The sequence below is a fragment of the Pseudomonas sp. CBC3 genome (assembly GCF_037967085.1).
GTDB lineage: Bacteria > Pseudomonadota > Gammaproteobacteria > Pseudomonadales > Pseudomonadaceae > Stutzerimonas.
Genome location: NZ_JBANEO010000003.1, coordinates 374,618 through 394,025, shown reverse-complemented (window position 1 = coordinate 394,025; position 19,408 = coordinate 374,618). Strand labels below are relative to the sequence as shown.

Genomic DNA, 19,408 nt, shown 5'->3' with positions numbered 1-19,408 from the left:
ATTCAGCAGATACGATCAGGTGAGCGGAGAAGCGCGAGGGTTGAGGCTGGGCCAGCGATAACGCAGCGACAACGGCGGTGCCAGGTCGAACGGCAAGGCATTGCGCTGCATCAGTCGCCGCTCGTGCAGCTCCGTCGCGGTGGCGGGGATTGCAGCCATCGATGCCGAGCCGGCGCAACAGCAAGGCATGCCGAGGTGATGCAGTGGCTTCGGTGCGGACTCGCTGCCCTGCGCCGCGTGGTCAATAGCCGTCGCGTGGCCGTTATGCGCGGTGAAATGGGAAGAAACGTGCCGGCTGGCCTCGGCCATCGGACAGTGCCCGGGCATGCCCAGAGCACCGCTCCCCATTAACGGCATCGCAAACAGATGCAGCAGCAGGGCCAGAGCGGCTATCCAGATCGGGGCGCGACGGGGACGGTGCATGGGGAAACTGATAGCTCCGGCAGGATGAAAACACGGCAATCTCACAGAGCAATGACTGAATAACGGCTCTGGAGGCGGTGCGTGGCGAATTGGATTGTAGATTTCCCGGTTGGTGCGCACCACGCCACGACGATAGAACTGACCCGCCCGTATCCTGAACGCGCGCACTTCTTCAGCAAGGTAACCAGACATTCAGCGGTTTGGACGCTCAGCCTGCCGCTTCGTCCAAAAGCTTCGGCATTCCAAGCAGAAAGCCCTGCGCCTTGGTCACCTGCAGGCCGCGCAGGGTCGTCAGCTCTGCATCCGTCTCGACGCCCTCGGCAATGATGTTACTGCCGGTCTGTTCGGCGAAGCGGATCAGCGCAGCAGCCAGCGCGCAGGTATCGTTGTCGCTATCGACGTTGCTGATCAGGCTGCGGTCGAGCTTGATGACATCAGGCTTGAGCTTGAGGATGTGGCGAAAGCTGGCATAGCCGGCGCCCGCATCGTCGACTGCCAGCCGCAGCCCACCTTGGCGTAGCGGTTCGAGAATCGCGGCGAGCAGCGCGTAGTTGACGATGGATCTGTGCTCCGTTACCTCCAGCATCAGGCGATGCAGCGGCTGCTTGGCGAGCAGTGCCACTACCGAGCCATCCAACAGTGCATCGGGGCAGACATTCAGGGACAGGTACACATCTTCGGGAATCAACGGCAGCGCCTCGAGCGCCGTTTCGAGCAGCATGACTTCAAGTTTCGTGCGAAGCCCGACCTCGCCTGCCTCGCCCATCCAGAGGTCCGGTGAGCGGTATGGCTCGGGACGAAAGCGCGCCAGCGCTTCGTAGCCGATGATGGTGTTGTGCACCAGATGGAAGATCGGCTGGTAGACCATCCAGCAATCACGCTGGGCGATCACCGCCTTGATGCGCTCGAGTTTTTCATTGCGCTGCTGTTCGCTGAGCGCGTGCCGCTCGAGTACTCTTCCGGCAAAACGGGCGAACAGGCGCAAGGTTTCCAGGTCGGCCTCGTTCAGGGTTTCGTCGGCTTGCGTACTGAAACAGCAAAAGGTCCCGTAAAGCGAACCATCACTGAAGCGAATCGGTACGCTCATGTGTGCACCGACGGGCAACGCCCGGGTCGCTGGAAGCGCCAGCGCTTCCTGTAATTCGCCAGCGTTGCGGATGAGTTCCGGTAAACGTCCGTCGACGATGCGCTGGCAGTAGCTTTCCTCTAGCAATCTGCCGTCGCCGACGGCCAGCGACATCGAGCGGTATTGCCCTTCGATATAACGAAATACCCGCCTTCCGTCCCGAAATTCTCCAATGAACGCCACTTCCATTCGTAGATGCTGGCGAACCAGCTCCAGCGCCTCGGTAAGCATCTCGCCAATGGATAGCCTGCCACGCTCAAACCCGTCGACCATCAACGACATATCGCTGCCGGTAACCCCATCAGAATCGCGGTTCAACATAACCATCCCTCGCCATCTTCCATCGGAAGAATCAAGGCGCCTTGGCGGCTTCAGAGAAATACGCAGCAGAGCCTTGTTTTGAGCCTAGTGCCCTTCTTGAGCTACTCCGCTTTCGTCGACGACCGGCGCTTGGTCGGCTTTTTTGGCGGCGCGTCAGAGGCTAATTCGACCCAAGTTGGTGCATGATCGCTGGCGTGTTCCTGGTCGCGAACCCAGCGATCCACGCCAGCGTCTTTCAGGCGCGGCGCCAGGTCTTTGCTGAGCAGAAGATGATCGATACGCAGGCCGGAATTCTTTTGCCAATGCTGGCGGAAGTAGTCCCAGAAGGTGTAGATGCGCTCGTTGGGATATTTGGCACGCAGGGCGTCGGCCCAGCCTTGGCTTAGAAGACGTTGATAGCACTCGCGGCTTTCCGGCTGCAGCAACGCATCCTTGGTCCACGAGCGCGGGTTGTAGATGTCCTCGTCGGTGGGCACCACGTTGTAATCGCCGGCCAGCACCACCGGATGTCCGCTATTCAGCAGCCCTTCGGCATGCTGAATCAGGCGCTCGAACCAGGCCAGCTTGTACTCGAACTTCGGCCCCGGCTGCGGGTTGCCGTTGGGCAGGTAGAGGCAGGCGACGATAATGCCGTGGGCCGCGGCTTCCAGATAACGGCTGTGATTGTCGTCCGGATCGCCCGGCAGACCGCGGCGAATCTCCAATGGGTCGTCGCCGCGCGACAGGATCGCCACGCCATTCCAGGATTTCTGCCCGTACCAGATCGCGCCGTAGCCGGCGGCGCGGATATCGTCGATGGGAAAGTCGGCGTCCTGCGCCTTCAGCTCCTGCAGGCAGGCCACGTCGGGCTGCTCGCGCTCCAACCATTCGAGCAGGTTGGTGCGGCGCGCACGGATGCCGTTGATGTTGAAGGTGGCGATTTTCAGGGAGTCCACAGGCTGCCTCGCACCGATAGATGACCCTTGTTGTGACTCGCGGTGACGGTGCGAGGTTCGCGTCAGCTGGCCTTGCGTGGAACTCTGCAGGACGACACGCCTTTTCGGCGATAACGGTGGGCTGAAGCCCACCCTACGGCACTAAGTGGTTCGGTTCAGACGTAGGGTGGGTCGGGCGGCGCTCCGCTTCAGCCCACCAAAAGCGCCCTGGAAGACGAGGATGGAAGGCCGGAATGTACTCCGACCCACCCCCACAGCGAGGTTCGGCTCAGCGAGTTTCCCAATAGCCCGGTGCGTTGTAGATCGCTTTCAGGTAATCGATGAAGAAGCGCACCTTGGCCGGCAGGTAGCGCTGCTGCGGGTAGACCGCCTGGATGTCGTAGGCTGGCAGTGCGTACTCGTCGAGCACCGTCACCAGCTCGCCGCGCTTGAGTTCGGCCTGGATTTCCCAGGTCGAGCGCCAGCCGATCCCCAGGCCCTGCTTGACCCAGTCGAACAGCAGCTCGCCATCGTTACAGTCGAGGTTGCCGTCCACCCGCACCGCCACCTGCTTGCCGTCGCGCAGAAAGGTCCAGCCGCGCTGCTGCCCACCCTGCAGGTTGAATGCCAGGCAGTTGTGCCGCGCCAGGTCTTCCAGCTCGCGCGGCACGCCCTGGCGCTCGAAGTAATCCGGCGCGCCGCAGACCACCCGGCGATTGGGAAACAGCTTGACCGCCACATAGTTGGGATCGGTGACCTCGCCGATGCGGATGCCCATGTCGTAACCATGGCGCACCAGGTCGACCACGCTGTCAGTGAAGTTGAAGGACAGCTGCAGATCGGGGAAGCGCGCCTGGAAGGCCGGCGCATGCGGGCCGATATGCCGACGACCGAATGCCGCCGGCGCCGAGATCACCAGATGGCCGCGCACCGAAGTGCGGTCCTTGGCGATGCTGGCATCGGCCTCGTCGAAATCCTTGAGCAACCCGCGCGCGCGTTCCAGGTATTGCTCACCCAGGTCGGTCAGCGCCAGCCCACGTGTGGAGCGGTGCATCAGCTTGACGCCCAAGTGACGCTCCAGCGCATCGAGCCGGCGACCCATAACGACAGGTGTCACCCCCTCCTTCAATGCAGCGGCGGCGAAGCTACCGGCTTCTGCGACCAGTACGAAGCTGTGTACGGCTGTGTAACGATCCATTCGATACTCCTGATATCGACAGAACTGAAGTTTCGACCAATTCCGCCTTTCGTTCCAGCCCTGCATCCTTGGGCCACGTATAAAAACTATCGAACAAGAAAACAGCCACGATCTTGCGAGCTAGAGACCTGCAAGGCAAAAGCAGGCGAGGAAGCGGAGTTTGCTGGTGCAAATGAGCATTCCGAGCCTGGTTTTAACGCAGCAGGGCCGACGCGCAGCAGATCGTGAACAAAATTCTAAAAGTCAGGAGGAACGACCCATGGCCCGAATGAGAGCAATTGATGCTGCCGTCGCGGTGTTGCGCAAGGAAGGCATCGACACCGCCTTCGGCATCCCCGGTGCCGCGATCAACCCGCTGTATTCCGCCCTGCGCGCTGACGGCAGCATCCGCCACATCCTGGCGCGCCACGTCGAAGGTGCCTCGCACATGGCTGAGGGTTACACCCGCACCAAGGCCGGCAACATCGGCGTGTGCATCGGCACCTCCGGCCCGGCCGGCACCGACATGATCACCGGCCTGTATTCCGCCTGGGCCGATTCCATCCCGATTCTCTGCATCACCGGCCAGGCGCCACGTGCCCGTCTGTATAAAGAAGACTTCCAGGCCGTAGATATCGAATCCATCGCCAAACCGGTCACCAAGTGGGCCGTCACCGTGCGCGAGCCGGCACTGGTACCGCGCGTGTTCCAGCAGGCCTTCCACGTGATGCGCTCCGGTCGTCCCGGCCCAGTGCTGATCGACCTGCCATTCGACGTGCAGATGGCTGAGATCGAGTTCGACGTCGACACCTACGAACCGCTTTCGGTCTACAAGCCGGCAGCGACCCGCAAGCAAGTAGAGAAAGCCATCGACATGCTCTGCGCCGCCGAGCGCCCGCTGATCGTTGCCGGTGGCGGCATCTACAACGCTGGTGCCGAAGAATTGCTGGTGGAGTTCGCCGAGACCGTTGGCGTGCCGGTGATCCCGACCCTGATGGGCTGGGGTTCGATTCCCGATGACCATCCGCTGATGGCCGGCATGTGCGGTCTGCAGACCAGCCATCGCTACGGCAACGCCAACATGCTGGCCTCGGACTTCGTGCTCGGCATCGGCAACCGCTGGGCCAACCGCCACACTGGTTCGGTCGAGGTCTATACCAAGGACCGCAAGTTCGTACACGTCGATATCGAACCAACCCAGATCGGTCGGGTGTTCTCGCCGGACTTCGGCATCACTTCCGATGCGGGCGCCGCGCTGAAGCTGTTCGTCGAAGTGGCCAAGGAACGCAAGGCTGCCGGCAAGCTGCCAGATCGCACGCCATGGGCTGCCGACTGCCAGGAGCGCAAGCGCACCCTGCTGCGCAAGACGCATTTCGACAGCGTGCCGATGAAGCCGCAGCGCGTGTACCAGTGCATGAACAACGCCTTCGGCAAGGACGCCTGCTACGTCAGCACCATCGGTCTGTCGCAGATCGCCGCCGCGCAGTTCCTGCATGTCTACAAGCCGCGCCACTGGATCAACTGCGGCCAGGCCGGCCCGCTCGGCTGGACCATTCCGGCGGCGCTGGGCGTGGTTGCGGCGGACCCGTCGCGCAAGGTCGTGGCGCTCTCGGGCGACTATGACTTCCAGTTCATGATCGAGGAGCTGGCGGTGGGTGCGCAGTTCAAGCTGCCCTACATCCACATCCTGGTGAACAACGCCTACCTGGGCCTGATTCGCCAGGCGCAGCGCGGCTTCGAGATGGATTACTGCGTGCAGCTGGGCTTCGAGAACATCAATGCCGACCAGAGCGGCATGGAAGGCTACGGCGTCGACCACGTCGCGGTGGTCGAGGGCCTGGGCTGCAAGGCGATCCGCGTGTTCAAGCAGGAAGACCTGCGCCCGGCCATCGAACAGGCCCAGGCCTGGATGGCCGAGCATCAGGTACCGGTGGTGATCGAAGTGATCCTGGAGCGTGTGACCAACATCGCCATGGGCACCGAGATCGACGCCATCAACGAGTTCGAAGAGCTGGCCAACGGTCGCGAGGACGCGCCGACCGCGGTCGCACTGCTGGACTGATTTAGCAACGCAACAGGCAGTAAGCCGAGGGTGGCTATCGCGAAGCGTATCCACCACCACAGCCGGACGGGACGGAAGCTTCCAACCCGTCCGGAAATGTCCCTACAGACAGACAGGAGATACCCATGCCACGTTTTGCCGCCAACCTGTCCATGCTCTTCACCGAGCTGGACTTCATGGATCGTTTCGCCGCTTCCGCCAAGGCCGGCTTCAGCGGTGTCGAGTACCTGTTCCCCTACGACTTCCCCGCCGAGGAAATCAAGGCTCAGCTGGACGCCAACGGCCTGACCCAGGTGCTGTTCAACCTGCCAGCCGGTGACTGGGCGGGCGGCGATCGTGGCATCGCCTGCGATCCGGAGCGGGTCGAGGAATTCCGCGCCGGCGTCGACAAGGCCATCGCCTACGCCAAGGTGCTGGGCAATACCCAGGTCAACTGCCTGGCCGGCATCGCCCCCAAGGGCGCCGACATCGGCAAGCTGGAAATGACCCTTATCGAGAACCTGCGCTACGCGGCGAAGAAGCTCGAAGAGGCCGGCATCCGCCTGGTCATGGAAATGATCAACACCCGCGACATCCCGCGCTTCTTCCTGAACAACACCTCTCAGGCGCTGGAGATTCGCGACAAGGTCGGCAGCAGCAACCTGTTCCTGCAGTACGACATCTACCACATGCAGATCATGGAGGGCGACCTGGCCCGCACCATGGAAAACAACCTGGCGGTGATCAACCACGTGCAACTGGCCGACAACCCTGGCCGCAACGAGCCGGGCACGGGCGAGATCAACTACCGCTTCCTGTTCGAGCATCTGGACCGCATCGGCTACCAGGGCTGGATCGGCTGCGAATACAAGCCGGCCACCACCACCGAAGCCGGCCTTGGCTGGATGAAAGCGCATAACGCGATCTGAACTGACGCGACCCAGACGAATAAAGAGGAGAACACTCATGGCTAAAATCGGATTTATCGGCACCGGCATCATGGGCCTGCCCATGGCTCAGAACCTGCAAAAAGCCGGTCACAGTATCTTCGTTTCCACTCATCACGATCCCGCTCCGGCCGCGCTGGTCGAGGGCGGTGCCGTGGCCCTGGCCAACCCGAAGGAAGTGGCCCAGGAAGCCGAGTTCATCATCGTCATGGTGCCGGACACCCCGCATGTAGAAGACGTGCTGTTCCGCGAAAACGGCATCGCCGAAGGCGTTGGCCCGAACAAGCTGGTGATCGACATGAGCTCGATTTCCCCGAGCGCCACCAAGCAGTTCGCCGAGAAGATCAACGCCACTGGCGCGCAGTACCTCGACGCCCCGGTTTCCGGCGGTGAAGTCGGCGCCAAGGCCGGCAGCCTGTCGATCATGGTCGGCGGCAGCGAAGAAAGCTTTGCCCGCGCCCTGCCGCTGTTCGAAGCCATGGGTAAGAACATCACCCGCGTCGGTGGCAACGGCGACGGCCAGACCGCCAAGGTCGCCAACCAGATCATCGTGGCGCTGAACATCCAGGCCGTAGCCGAAGCGCTGCTGTTCGCCGCCAAGAACGGCGCCGACCCGGCCAAGGTTCGCGAAGCGCTGATGGGCGGTTTCGCCGGCTCGAAGATTCTCGAAGTACACGGCGAGCGCATGATCAAGGGCACCTTCGATCCGGGATTCCGCATCAATCTGCACCAGAAGGACCTCAACCTGGCGCTGGCCGGTGCCCGCGAACTGGGCCTTAACCTACCTAACACCGCCAATGCGCAACAGGTGTTCAGCACCTGCGCGTCCCTCGGTGGCAGCGGCTGGGATCACTCGGCGCTGATCAAGGGCCTGGAGCACATGTCCAACTTCTCGATCCGCAAGGGTTGAAACAGCTCCGAGCCCGCTGAGTCGAACTAGCGCACCCACCTTCAGGACAGACAGAACCCAGGTGGTGGGTTACCGCGATACTCGACGCCAGCGGCGCTCCGAGAGTTGAACACGGGTGTGCAAGGCCGGAATCACAGCGTCCCCCACGACCAGGCCCTTGCGCAGCCGGCGTTCACCGCCGTTTTCGGACGGCACCCCTTTCGACCCGCTCGGCAGAAGGAGTCACGGCCCGATTGCCGGGTGGGTCGATTCCAAACCTTAGGGCTTGCATTGACGAGCCCTAAGGTCTGGAATCGGCCCCAGACCTCATACAAGGAACTTCACATGACCCTCGATCCCCAAGCCCTGCTGCGCGAGCTGTTCACCGCCGCCATCGATGCCGCCCATCCACGCCAGGTGCTGGCCGACCATCTACCCGCCGACCGCAGCGGACGGGCCATCGTCATCGGCGCGGGCAAGGCCGCCGCCGCCATGGCCGAAGCCATCGAAGCGGCCTGGGAAGGCGAGATTTCCGGCTTGGTGGTGACCCGTTACGGTCATGGCGCCGACTGCCGCAAGATCGAAGTGGTGGAAGCCGCACATCCGGTGCCGGACGATGCCGGCGAGCGCGTCGCCCGCCGCGTGCTGGAGATGGTCAGCAATCTTCAAGAAAGTGATCGGGTGATTTTCCTGCTTTCTGGTGGTGGCTCATCCTTGCTGGCGCTGCCGGCCGAAGGCATCAGCCTCGCCGACAAGCAGGCGATCAACAAGGCGCTGCTGCGCTCCGGCGCTCACATCGGCGAAATGAACTGCGTACGCAAGCATCTTTCAGCAATCAAGGGTGGGCGCCTGGCCAAGGCCTGCTGGCCGGCCAGCGTCTACACCTACGCGATTTCCGACGTACCCGGCGATGAAGCCACGGTGATCGCCTCCGGCCCGACGGTAGCGGACCCGACCACCAGCGCCGAAGCCCTGGAAATCCTTGCCCGCTACAACATCGAGATTCCGGCCAACGTGCGCCAGTGGCTGGAAGACCCACGCTCGGAAACGGTGAAGGCAGACGACCCCTGCCTGTCGCGTAGCCATTTCCAGCTGATCGCCAGACCGCAGCAATCGCTGGAAGCGGCCGCCGTGAAAGCCCGTGCCGCCGGCATCACGCCGCTGGTCCTCGGTGATCTGGAGGGCGAGTCGCGGGAAGTGGCCAAGGTCCATGCCGGCATCGCCCGTCAGGTAGTACTTCACGGCCAGCCGCTCCCGGCGCCCTGCGTGATTCTCTCCGGCGGCGAAACCACGGTGACGATCCGTGGCGAAGGTCGCGGCGGGCGCAACGCCGAGTTTCTGCTGAGCCTGACCGAGAATCTCAAGGGCCTGCCCGGCGTCTATGCGTTGGCTGGCGATACCGATGGCATCGACGGCTCGGAAGACAATGCCGGCGCGCTGATGACCCCGGACACCTACGCCCTCGCCGAGGCGCAGGGGCTCAGCGCGGCCGACGAACTGGCCAACAACAACGGCTATGGATATTTCCAGGCGCTCGACGCGCTGCTGATCACCGGCCCGACCCGCACCAACGTCAACGATTTCCGCGCGATTCTGGTACTGCCACCGTCCGCCTGAAAACGGATCCAGCGCGTGTCTGCTGCGCGCGCCAGCTACGCGCGTCCCATAACAACAACTGCCGATAGAGCCTGCCATGACACCCGACAAGAAGGTCAAGATTCTCGCCACCCTCGGCCCGGCCACACGCAGCATCGATGATGTGCGCGCGCTGGTAGAAGCTGGGGTCAACCTGTTCCGCCTCAACTTCAGCCACGGCGAGCATGCCGACCATGCCGAGCGTTTCGGCTGGATTCGCGAGGTCGAGCGCCAGCTGAACCAGCCGATCGGCATCCTCATGGATCTGCAGGGGCCGAAGCTGCGCGTCGGGCGTTTCGCCGAAGGCAAGGTGCAACTGGTGCGCGGGCAGACCCTGCGCCTGGACCTCGACCCGACGCCTGGCGATGCCAGCCGGGTCAACCTGCCGCACCCGGAAATTATCGACGCCCTGCAGCCGGGCATGAGCCTGCTGGTGGATGACGGGCGTCTCAGCCTGACGGTGATTGCCAAGCATGCAGACGCCATCGAGACGCGCGTGGTGGCCGGCGGCGAGCTGTCCGACCGCAAGGGCGTCAACGTGCCCGAGGCGGTGCTGGAACTGAGCCCGCTGACCGAGAAGGACCGCCGCGACCTGAGCTTCGGTCTTGAACTGGGCGTCGACTGGGTGGCGTTGTCCTTCGTCCAACGTCCGCAGGACATTCACGAAGCACGCGAACTGATCGGCGACCGCGCCTTCCTGATGGCCAAGATCGAGAAACCGTCCGCAGTGCAGCACCTGCGCGAAATTGCCCGCCTATGCGACGCGATCATGGTAGCGCGTGGCGATCTGGGCGTGGAAGTACCGGCCGAAAGCGTGCCGCGCATCCAGAAGAACATCGTCCGCACCTGCCGCCAGCTCGGCCGGCCGGTGGTGGTGGCGACGCAGATGCTCGAATCCATGCGCTTCTCCCCGGCTCCGACCCGCGCCGAAGTCACCGACGTGGCCAACGCCGTGGCAGAAGGTGCCGACGCGGTGATGCTCTCGGCGGAAACCGCGTCGGGCGACTATCCGCTGGAGGCTGTGAGCATGATGAGCAAGATCATCCGCCAGGTCGAAAGCGGCCCGGACTTCCAGGCTCAGCTTGATGTAAACCGCCCGAGCGCCGAAGCGACGTTACCCGATGCCATCAGCTGTGCGATCCGCCGGATCAGTGGCATCTTGCCGATCGCGGTGCTGGTCAACTACACCGAGTCCGGGCGCTCCAGCCTGCGCGCCTCACGCGAGCGGCCCAGCACGCCGATCCTCAGCCTGACGCCGAACGTCACCACCGCGCGCAAGCTGACAGTGGCCTGGGGCGTCTACTCGGTGATCGATGCGCCGATGCAGGACATGGAGCACGTCTGCCTCAACGCACTCGAACTGGCCCGCGCCCAAGGCATGGCCGGCACCGGTGATACGGTGCTGATCACCGCCGGGGTGCCGCTCGGCCAGCCGGGGACGACCAACTCGCTAAGGATCGAAACGCTCAACTGAGGCCGGTTAGATGTAGGGTGCGCTCCGCGCACCAAGCGAGTCGAGGCCAGCGACGAATTGTGTCTGCAGACGCGGCCCTTTTGAGCCCTTATACGATGCGCGGAGCGCACCCTACGGGCCTTGTGACTGTGTTCATCCAGAACGGCGAGCTTCGGCTCGTCGTTCTTCGTTTACCAGCGCGATTCCTTCCTGCAACGCAGCCCACTCACCTCCTGCCATAACAGCAAATGCCCACTCTTAGCCCATCGCGTTGCACTCTTGCCGTTCTGAACGGCTTCAGTCAGATATTTCTGCAGGCACATCCCGGCTGCGGGTTCCTGATCCTGCTGGCTATCGCTTTTCATGCGCCCGCGTTGGTGGTCGGAGCAGTGATCGGCGCGCTGGTGGGCACCTCCAGCGCCGTCGTACTGGGTTATCGCCAGTCCGATATCGATATCGGACTCTACGGCTACAACGCGGCGCTGCTGGGCTTGCTGTTCGTGCTGTTGCTGGGGCTGTCGGTGCTCACGCTTGGGCTGATTGCGTTCGGGTCCGTAATCGCCAATCTGCTGCAGGTGCGCCTGATGGCTGCCATGCGCGAACGCAACTGGCTGCCCGGCTTCACCCTGCCCTTCGTACTGTTCGGCTGGCTTGCGCTGGGCCTGGCGGGGGCACTCGATCTGGTCACCCAGGCGCGGCTCGACGCGCCGCTGATACTGGATGGCCCGGGGCTGCTCTTCGCGGTCACCTCGGGTATCGGACAGGTGATCTTCCTCGGCCAACCGCTGGCCGGGTTGTTGTTGCTGGTAGCCGTATGGCTGGCCGATCGCAAAGCCGCGGCCTGGATGCTTTGCGGCTCGGTCGGTGGCCTTGCCCTGGTGCTGATGGCAGGCGGTTCGGAGCAGCAGGCCCTGGCAGGATTGGCCGGCTACAACCCGGCCCTCGCCGCGCTGGCGGTCAGCCAGGTCCATCGTTCGTGGGTGGCGCCCTTGCTGGCGATCATCGCGGCAGTGCTGCTCAGGGCCGGATTCGACCGTCTGGGTCTGCCGCCACTGACCATGCCATTCATCATGGCTTGCTGGCTGGTCGCGCTGGGACAGCGCTGGCGATCCAGGCGAAGTGAACGCGTTTAGCCCTTGGTCGCACGCGGATCCTGATCGCGCGGGTAGGTCCGCTCTTCTTCGATCTGCCCGTCGAGGGTGTGAATCTTCACCGATGCGGTACGCAGCTTCATGTAGTCCCGCGTCTCGTTGACGATGTCCTCCTTGGTCGACGCCTCCAGCAACGCCCGCTTGTCCCCTTCCTCGCGCAGCACCCAGCGATCGCCGTCGTGCGTGATGTGGTAGTGCTCCATAGTTGCCTCCATAAGCTTCTCAATAGTCGAAGCTTGGAACGCGGGCGCGCGTAGCGGTTCGATACGTTGCGGAGAATGGGCAGGGTAACCATGACCGTAGACGGTCATTAAAACCGCACCTATCAGGGTTGTATTCACCAAGGGCCGTTGCGGCGCCCTTGATTCCGGTCAATTCCAGCCTGGAACGAATATCGCAAGGGTCACTACGACCCGTCCGGCTGCTGCGCATCGATTGCGAACACAAGAGAGACGGGCCCTCCCAATTACTGGAGTTATCCATGCTTTGTGCTGAACAACGTGCCCTGATCAAAGCCACCGTCCCGTTGCTGGAGACCGGTGGAGAAGCCCTGACCAATCACTTCTACAAGCTGATGCTGGCCGAGCACCCAGAAGTGCGTCCCCTGTTCAATCAGGCGCACCAAGCCAGCGGCGATCAGCCACGAGCACTGGCCAACGGCGTGCTTATGTATGCCAAGCATATCGATCGGTTGGATCAGCTCGGCGGGCTGGTATCCCAGGTGGTGAACAAGCACGTGGCCCTGCAAGTACTGCCGGAGCACTACCCCATCGTTGGCTCCTGCCTGTTACGAGCGATTCGCGAAGTGCTGGGCGAAGAAATTGCGACCGACGAGGTCATCGATGCCTGGGCCGCCGCTTATGGACAGCTCGCCGATATCCTCATCGACACTGAAGAACAGATGTACAGCGTGACGGCCGAGGCACCCGGCGGCTGGCGTGGCGCGCGCGCGTTCCGGATTGCTCGCAAGGTAGTCGAGAGCAGCGAGATCACCTCGTTCTATCTGGAGCCCGAAGACGGCGGCGCGGTCGTTGCACACCAGCCTGGCCAGTACATCGGCCTGCGCCTGCTGGTAGATGGCGAGGAGATACGCCGCAACTATTCGCTCTCCGCTGCGGGCAACGGTCGTGACTACCGCATCAGCGTCAAGCGCGAACCTAACGGCGTCGCCTCCAACGCGCTGCACCGCATGGAGGAAGGCCAAAGCCTCGATTTGTTCGCGCCTGCTGGCGATTTCACCCTACAGCACAGCGACAAGCCCCTGGTGCTCATCAGTGGCGGTGTCGGGATCACGGCGACCCTGGCGATGCTCGAGGAAGCGGTCAAGACGGCTCGACCGATACATTTCATTCACTGCGCCCGCAATGCCGACGCTCATGCGTTCCGCCGGACCATCGACACGCTGGTCGAGCGGCACGGCCAGCTCAAGCGTTTCTATTGTTACGACGAGCATCAGGGCGACGACAGCCAACCAGACGCCGTCGGCCTGATGACCGAGGAGCGGCTGGACGCCTGGCTGCCTGCCGATCGCGATCTGGACGCCTATTTCCTGGGTCCTAAACCCTTCATGTCGGCGATTCGTCGACAGTTGCGAGCGCTTGGCGTACCGGAACAGCAAGCCCGCTACGAGTTTTTCGGGCCGGCGTCAGCGCTGGAGTGATTCAACCCGGACGGGCCGCCTACACCGGCCCGTCATCCGCACCATCGTCACGAGGTAATTACGATGACCCTGCAACCGCTCGACCCGCACCGTCTGCTCAGCATCGCCAATCTCTCCATGGCGATCGGCCTGGTTCTGCTTCTGTTCGGCGTTGCAGGTGCCTACGTCTTCGATCGGCATCTGGCTCTGGGCGCGGTGGTCGGCTGCCATGCGCTGGTGATTCTGGGCCCCACCGCACTCAAGATCGGCTATGTGATGCGGTTACTGGCACAGCGTCAGCTAACGCTGGCCGCTTAATAACTTTATAAAACTTCGATGTTGCCGTTTCGCTGTGCAACCATAACGCCATTAATAAAGAGCAGTTAGTAACCATTCGTCTGCCGCTTGTTCTTTTCTGGAAACTCCTGAGACGCAACCAAGCTCTGTATCCATGAAGGCTGGTGAAGTAGTACAGCCCCGCAGAAAGTCTCTATCCATCGAGGAGAAAAAGACATGGCAAACAAAAATCCTGGCAACTTTGCCAACGACCGCGAAAAGGCGTCTGAAGCTGGTAAGAAGGGCGGCCATAACAGCGGCGGCAACTTCGCCAACGACCGTGAAAAGGCCTCTGAAGCAGGCCGCAAAGGTGGTCAGAACAGCCACGGCGGTGGACGCAACAGCAACAGCTGATGCGCCTCGTTACAAAAAGGGCAAAGGGTAAAACCTTTGCCCTTTTTGTTTATCGGGTTAAATAATCGTTATTAGCATCACGACAATAAACCGACGCAACAATTAACGCCCTACATGAACCATTAATTAACAACTAAAGAACTGAAAAGGCCCAGGACATGAGCCAAATAACCAACGAAACGTCGCCGCTCAATCCGGGCGATGAAGCCGTTCCGGGCACACCGGGTACTGGTGAAAATATCTGCCCGACATGTAACGGCAGTGGACGCAACGAGTCCGGAGAATGTCAAAACTGTGGCGGCACGGGTAAGGTGATCGAAGGTATCGGCGGGGCCTGATACCAGCCTTTCCAGCATCAGGAGCAGCCAATGAGCGCCAGCATTTTCTCCGACCGAATCATTCAGAGCTTGCTGGATACCGATTACTACAAACTGACGATGATGCAAGCGGTGCTGCATCACTACCCCAACGCCGAGGTCGAATGGGCCTTCCGCAGCCGATCCAAGGAAGATCTGGCGCCCTACCTGAACGACATTCGTCAGCAGATCGAGGCGCTCGCTGAACTCAAAATCAGCCAGGACGAACTCGCCTTTCTCGATCGCATCCCCTATATGCAGCCGGATTTCATCCGTTTCCTCGGCTTGTTCCGCTTCGACCTGCGCTACGTGCGCGCCGAACTCGAAGCAGGCGAACTGGTGATCTACCTACGCGGGCCATGGCTCCATGTGATTCTGTTCGAAGTGCCGCTGCTGGCCATCATCAGCGAGGTGCGCAATCGAGCCCGCTACCCGAACGTAACGCTCGAACAGGCCAGCGCGCGGCTCGACGAAAAACTCCAGTGGCTGCGCGACGAAGCCACTGATGAAGAGCTGGCGGGGTTCAATCTCGCCGACTTCGGCACCCGCCGACGCTTCTCCTTTGCCGTGCAGGCGCTGATCGTCGAACGCTTGAAGCACCGATTTCCCGGTAATTTCGTCGGCACCAGCAATGTTCATCTCGCCCGGACGCTCGATCTAAAGCCCATGGGCACCATGGCGCATGAATGGATCATGGCGCACCAGCAGCTGGGGCCCAGACTCATCGACAGCCAGAGCGCTGCCCTGGATTGCTGGGCTCGTGAATACCGCGGCGCGCTGGGCATCGCCATTACCGACTGCATCACCATGGACGCCTTCACCGCAGATTTCGATCTGTATCTGGCGAAACTCTTCGATGGCCTGCGCCACGATTCGGGCGCCCCCATCGAATGGGCGGAAAAAGCCATCGCCCACTACCGCCGTCTCGGCATCGACCCGATGACGCGGCAACTGGTGTTCTCCGATGGTCTCGACTTCCCCAGAGCGCTTGGCATCTACCGCGCATTGGCGGGACGCAGCAACACCAGCTTCGGTATCGGCACCCAATTGACCTGTGACATACCAGGCGTGCAGCCAACCAACATGGTGATCAAGATGACCAGCTGCAACGGCCAACCGGTGGCCAAGATCTCCGATTCGCCAGGCAAAACCATGTGTCGTGACGAGGCCTTCGTCGCCTATCTCAAACATGTTTTCGGCGTGAACGACGACCGTTGAATTCCGTACAGCGCGCCCGGCCAAGGCCGGGCGCGGAGATCTCACCATTGCACCGGGGGGCAGCTTGGCCGGTAGCGTTTCTATGAACGGCTTGATACTGCCGCTCAGAGAAAATTTCCGCCGTTGCTCCTCGGCCAGCTTCAACGACCGCTGATCTGCCCCTGCAAATTGGCAATTTGCGATTGCAGGGTGCTGATATTGCGGGTCATCTGCGCCCGGAAGGCATCGAATTCGGCGGTATTGACGCCAGGCGTGGCAGCGGGCCGGTTGTCCAGCTCACTGCGCAGAATCAACATGTCCTGCTCCAGCCGACTGACCGCCTGGCTGCCGTCGCCTCGCTGTTTCAGCGCTGCGATGTCCTTGCTCAACCCGTCGATCCGGGCAGACAAATTACTCAGCCCATCGATCTGCGCCGACAGTTTGTTCAGCTCAGCCACCGAGCCCTGCAGACTCGCTACCGAAGACTTGAGCCCAGCCTGTTCACCGGCAACGCCTTTGACGGTCTCGGTGAGCGTTGCGGTAGCGGACTGATGATCCCGCACGTCGGTGGCGACGCGACCGATACGTATCCCCTGCTCATCCAGGCGCTGGTCCTGATTGCCCTGTTTGCCGGTCAGGCTCTGCTGTTGGGTCGTGATCGCACGTTGCTGCTCGGCCAGATCCAGCGCCTGTTTTTCCAATTGCTTGATGCGCAACTTCAAGGCTTCGCCTTCGGTCGTCACGTTGGACTCGGTGGCAACCATCTTTCCGGAAATATCCTGCAGCCGGCCGGCGGCGTCCTCGCTGATGCGCGCAAAGCTTTCCTGCGTGGCAACCAGTTGCACTTCCAGCCGGGAAATCTGCTGCATGCTCCACCAGCCCAGCGCCGCCAACAGGGCGAAAAGCGCCACGATCATGATCCACAACGGCGCGGTGCTGGCCGCACGGCGCTTATGCCGCACATCGTCGGTACGGCCACTGGCAGGCCGGATGACCGGATCGAGTTCAGGCGCAGGATAGGGGTCGCGGTCACGGCCGGCGGTGAGGCTGGGTACGTGGTCCAGTTCGTCGTGAGCATCGTTGCGCATGGGATACCTTTGGTAGCGCGAAGCGAGAGACAGCGCGCAGTATAACGATTCAGTGAAGCCACTTCAGCGGTGTGAATGAGGCAATCAGTGCACCTCGATCACGCGTTTGGCGCGGCCGCGGCTCAAGATCGTGCAGTCCAGGCGCAACAATGCGGTGCGATAACGGGACTGCTCCGTTGCTCTTGAAACAAGGCGAAACCGTCAAACCCAGACGCGACGGGACTGACAAGGAAATCCCACCGATGTGGGCGCTGCTAAAGCTGGACTTGGTACGCCCATTGCTTTGTCAGTCTTGCCATTGGATAGCGCTTTCCGACATGGATGTCGGGCCCTGAAATTCGTGTTCTGCGGCAGCATCAGAAGGACGAATCGCCATGGAGTTCAATAAGGCTTTACTGGATTGCATGCGGAACCTGCGCCGCCGGCTGCGCGACGAGCAGCAGCTGGACATCCGCCTGAGCCAGCCCGATGCCATTCAGGCAATGTTGACGGCCTGCCTCCGCTCAACAGATGAAATGACGCGCGAACTCGGCAGACAATTGGCCACCTTCACCGACACACATACGCCAGTTACAGCTAAACCGGCCTCAATCGGCGATGGCGGCAAGCGTGAACCTTCGGTACGTATCTATCGCGGGCAACGGGTTCTCGGCTGAGCGCTCAGTCCACCAGCCATTGCCTCGCCGAGCGCGTCAGCTGCCGGGTAAGTTCACCGAGCAACTCACCACCGTTGCGCCAATGATGCCAGTAGAGCGGCACGTCGATCGGCTTACCACGAAACACATCCACCAGAGCTCCGCTGGCAAGCTCGGCGCGCACCTGAAGTTCAGGCACCAGGCCCCAGCCCAAGTCACTCTCCAACAAGCGAACGAATCCCTCCGACGACGGGCAAAGGTGATGGCTGAAGGCGCCGCTCAAACCCAGCGAATCCAGATAGCGATGCTGCAGCTGATCATCCGGCCCGAAGACAATGGCCGGGGCCCGCAACAAGGCTTCCGCCGGTGCGTTGCTAGCGAGGTGACGCGCAATAAATGCTGGGCTGGCAAGGGCGCGATAGCGCATGGCACCGAGAAACTGACTGCGAGCTCCGGCCAAGGGGCGCTCCACAGCGCAAACACAGGCCGCCACTTCCCCGGCTCGCATACGTTTGAGACCTACCGCCTGATCTTCCAACACATGATCAAGCACAACCCCGTGCTCGGTGCAAAACGGGGCCACCGCTTCTGCCCACCAAGTCGCGAGGCTGTCGGAGTTCAAGGCGATGCGCAGCCGCTCGGGCAGACGGTTTTCATCCAGCTCCGGCACCTGACCCTGTAAATCGCGCTCCAACAGACGCACCTGTTGCACATGATTGAGCAGACGTCGGCCCACCTCGGTTGGCTGCGGTGGCGAGGCGCGCAGCAGTACCGGCTGGCCCAGCCGAGCCTCGAGCAATTTGATGCGCTGGGATATCGCCGATTGGGACAGTCCCAGCGCCTGCGCTGCCCGATCGAAACCAGCCTGCTCGACCACCGCAGCCAGAGCCGCCAGCAGTTTGTAATCGAACATCAGATTTCCTTATATGGCATCAGCATATTTCGTTTTCCTTATACGTAAGAGCCGCCGAGACTGCGAGCCGTCTTTCAATGGAAACAGGCAGCACGCCATGTGGCAGAGTTATTTCAATGGGCTGTTGGTCACGGCGGGCTTGATCATCGCCATCGGCGCGCAAAACGCCTTCGTCCTGGCCCAGAGCCTACGACGCGAACACTATCTGCCTGTCGCCGCGCTGTGCATTCTCTGCGACATCCTGCTGGTCAGCGTCGGGGTCTTCGGTCTCGCCGCTGTATTGGCAGAGAACCCGTTGCTGCTGCAAATCACCCGCTGGGGTGGCGTCACGTTCCTACTGTTTTATGGCGTCATCGCCCTGCGCCGTGCGGCACGACCGCAAGCCTTGCTTGAAGATGCCCAGCGCGCTCCGCGCTCACTGCGCAGCGTGCTGCTTGCGGCGTTGGCGGTCACGCTGCTCAACCCGCACGTTTATCTCGATACAGTGCTGCTGATCGGCTCCCTCGGCGCCCAGCAGCCCGAGCCCGGTGCTTACACTCTAGGTGCTGCGAGCGCATCGACCCTGTGGTTCCTGATTCTCGCGCTCGGAGGGGCCTGGCTTGCACCCTGGCTTGCGCGACCGATGACCTGGCGGCTGATCGATCTGGGAGTGGCGGGAATGATGTTCGCCATTGCCGCACAACTGGTTGTCTACGCCTGAGGAACACCCGCCCGGATCGGGTGTCCACGCAGAGGGCTTACGGTACCACCACACCCTGCCCTGGCCTTCACTGGGGCGCTCTGGCTTCGGTTTTCCACACAGTTGGCGCGTGG

At 62.0% G+C, this 19,408-nt stretch carries 19 protein-coding genes and 1 pseudogene; 13 read left to right on the top strand and 7 right to left on the bottom strand.

Annotation, left to right across the window (positions count from 1 at the left end; all coding sequences use genetic code 11):
• Positions 1–15 precede the first annotated feature (15 nt).
• The 4 genes from V6943_RS14370 to V6943_RS14355 form a co-directional block, all read right to left on the bottom strand.
• Positions 16–423, bottom strand: a complete 408-nt coding sequence (locus tag V6943_RS14370) for a DUF2946 domain-containing protein (RefSeq protein ID WP_181100647.1) — start codon at positions 421–423, stop codon at positions 16–18.
• A 208-nt stretch (positions 424–631) separates the two neighbouring features.
• Entirely contained in the window at positions 632–1,831 is a 1,200-nt protein-coding gene (locus tag V6943_RS14365; RefSeq protein WP_181101473.1) for a sensor domain-containing phosphodiesterase, read from the bottom strand.
• Between the two features lie 140 nt (positions 1,832–1,971).
• Positions 1,972–2,805: an exodeoxyribonuclease III gene (gene xth, locus V6943_RS14360; protein WP_340554085.1), complete on the bottom strand. Its 834-nt coding sequence runs from the start codon at positions 2,803–2,805 to the stop codon at positions 1,972–1,974.
• Positions 2,806–3,073: 268 nt separating this feature from the next.
• The gene (locus tag V6943_RS14355; protein WP_058074176.1) at positions 3,074–3,982 is read right to left on the bottom strand and encodes a LysR family transcriptional regulator; all 909 of its coding nucleotides are present in this window, start codon (positions 3,980–3,982) and stop codon (positions 3,074–3,076) included.
• 259 nt (positions 3,983–4,241) lie between these two features.
• On the opposite strand from V6943_RS14355, the gene gcl reads away from it, so the two are divergent.
• From gcl to V6943_RS14325, 6 genes are all read left to right on the top strand, one after another.
• The gene (gcl, locus tag V6943_RS14350) at positions 4,242–6,023 is read left to right on the top strand and encodes a glyoxylate carboligase (RefSeq protein ID WP_340554082.1); all 1,782 of its coding nucleotides are present in this window, start codon (positions 4,242–4,244) and stop codon (positions 6,021–6,023) included.
• 125 nt (positions 6,024–6,148) lie between these two features.
• A complete protein-coding gene (gene hyi / locus V6943_RS14345) occupies positions 6,149–6,931 on the top strand; it encodes a hydroxypyruvate isomerase (protein WP_340554081.1) in 783 nt (260 codons plus the stop codon).
• 37 nt (positions 6,932–6,968) lie between these two features.
• Positions 6,969–7,859, top strand: coding sequence for a 2-hydroxy-3-oxopropionate reductase (locus V6943_RS14340; protein ID WP_131650595.1), 891 nt, complete (start codon positions 6,969–6,971; stop codon positions 7,857–7,859).
• A 324-nt stretch (positions 7,860–8,183) separates the two neighbouring features.
• The gene (locus tag V6943_RS14335) at positions 8,184–9,455 is read left to right on the top strand and encodes a glycerate kinase type-2 family protein (RefSeq protein WP_340554079.1); all 1,272 of its coding nucleotides are present in this window, start codon (positions 8,184–8,186) and stop codon (positions 9,453–9,455) included.
• A 76-nt stretch (positions 9,456–9,531) separates the two neighbouring features.
• Positions 9,532–10,947, top strand: coding sequence for a pyruvate kinase (pyk, locus tag V6943_RS14330; RefSeq protein ID WP_340554078.1), 1,416 nt, complete (start codon positions 9,532–9,534; stop codon positions 10,945–10,947).
• A 227-nt stretch (positions 10,948–11,174) separates the two neighbouring features.
• Positions 11,175–12,059 carry an urea transporter gene (locus V6943_RS14325; protein ID WP_340554076.1) on the top strand — a complete coding sequence of 295 codons (885 nt, stop codon included), beginning with the start codon at positions 11,175–11,177 and terminating at the stop codon, positions 12,057–12,059.
• On the opposite strand, the gene V6943_RS14320 is transcribed toward V6943_RS14325, so the two are convergent.
• The gene (locus tag V6943_RS14320) at positions 12,056–12,280 is read right to left on the bottom strand and encodes a DUF2188 domain-containing protein (protein ID WP_340554075.1); all 225 of its coding nucleotides are present in this window, start codon (positions 12,278–12,280) and stop codon (positions 12,056–12,058) included. The genes V6943_RS14325 and V6943_RS14320 overlap by 4 nt on opposite strands.
• A gap of 278 nt (positions 12,281–12,558) precedes the next feature.
• Between V6943_RS14320 and hmpA the strand changes: the two genes are divergently transcribed.
• From hmpA to pncB, 5 genes and pseudogenes are all read left to right on the top strand, one after another.
• A complete protein-coding gene (gene hmpA, locus V6943_RS14315) occupies positions 12,559–13,737 on the top strand; it encodes an NO-inducible flavohemoprotein (protein ID WP_340554074.1) in 1,179 nt (392 codons plus the stop codon).
• Positions 13,738–13,800: 63 nt separating this feature from the next.
• Positions 13,801–14,034, top strand: a complete 234-nt coding sequence (locus tag V6943_RS14310; RefSeq protein ID WP_131650601.1) for a hypothetical protein — start codon at positions 13,801–13,803, stop codon at positions 14,032–14,034.
• 213 nt (positions 14,035–14,247) lie between these two features.
• Positions 14,248–14,406: pseudogene (locus V6943_RS14305) on the top strand (general stress protein); the annotation flags it as partial.
• A gap of 158 nt (positions 14,407–14,564) precedes the next feature.
• The gene (locus tag V6943_RS14300; protein WP_181100630.1) at positions 14,565–14,744 is read left to right on the top strand and encodes a hypothetical protein; all 180 of its coding nucleotides are present in this window, start codon (positions 14,565–14,567) and stop codon (positions 14,742–14,744) included.
• 30 nt (positions 14,745–14,774) lie between these two features.
• The gene (gene pncB / locus V6943_RS14295; protein WP_340554070.1) at positions 14,775–15,980 is read left to right on the top strand and encodes a nicotinate phosphoribosyltransferase; all 1,206 of its coding nucleotides are present in this window, start codon (positions 14,775–14,777) and stop codon (positions 15,978–15,980) included.
• A gap of 140 nt (positions 15,981–16,120) precedes the next feature.
• Here pncB and V6943_RS14290 read toward each other — a convergent pair whose 3' ends face one another.
• Positions 16,121–17,047, bottom strand: coding sequence for an ATPase (locus V6943_RS14290; protein ID WP_181100625.1), 927 nt, complete (start codon positions 17,045–17,047; stop codon positions 16,121–16,123).
• 374 nt (positions 17,048–17,421) lie between these two features.
• Between V6943_RS14290 and V6943_RS14285 the strand changes: the two genes are divergently transcribed.
• Complete coding sequence (locus tag V6943_RS14285) at positions 17,422–17,703, top strand: hypothetical protein (protein WP_131650605.1); 282 nt, start codon at positions 17,422–17,424, stop codon at positions 17,701–17,703.
• Between the two features lie 4 nt (positions 17,704–17,707).
• Here the strand turns inward: V6943_RS14285 and V6943_RS14280 are convergent, their stop codons facing one another.
• The gene (locus V6943_RS14280; protein WP_340554068.1) at positions 17,708–18,595 is read right to left on the bottom strand and encodes a LysR family transcriptional regulator ArgP; all 888 of its coding nucleotides are present in this window, start codon (positions 18,593–18,595) and stop codon (positions 17,708–17,710) included.
• Positions 18,596–18,692: 97 nt separating this feature from the next.
• On the opposite strand from V6943_RS14280, the gene V6943_RS14275 reads away from it, so the two are divergent.
• Positions 18,693–19,295 (top strand): LysE/ArgO family amino acid transporter, encoded by a 603-nt coding sequence (locus V6943_RS14275; protein WP_340554067.1) that lies wholly within the window; start codon positions 18,693–18,695, stop codon positions 19,293–19,295.
• Positions 19,296–19,408: the final 113 nt, after the last annotated feature.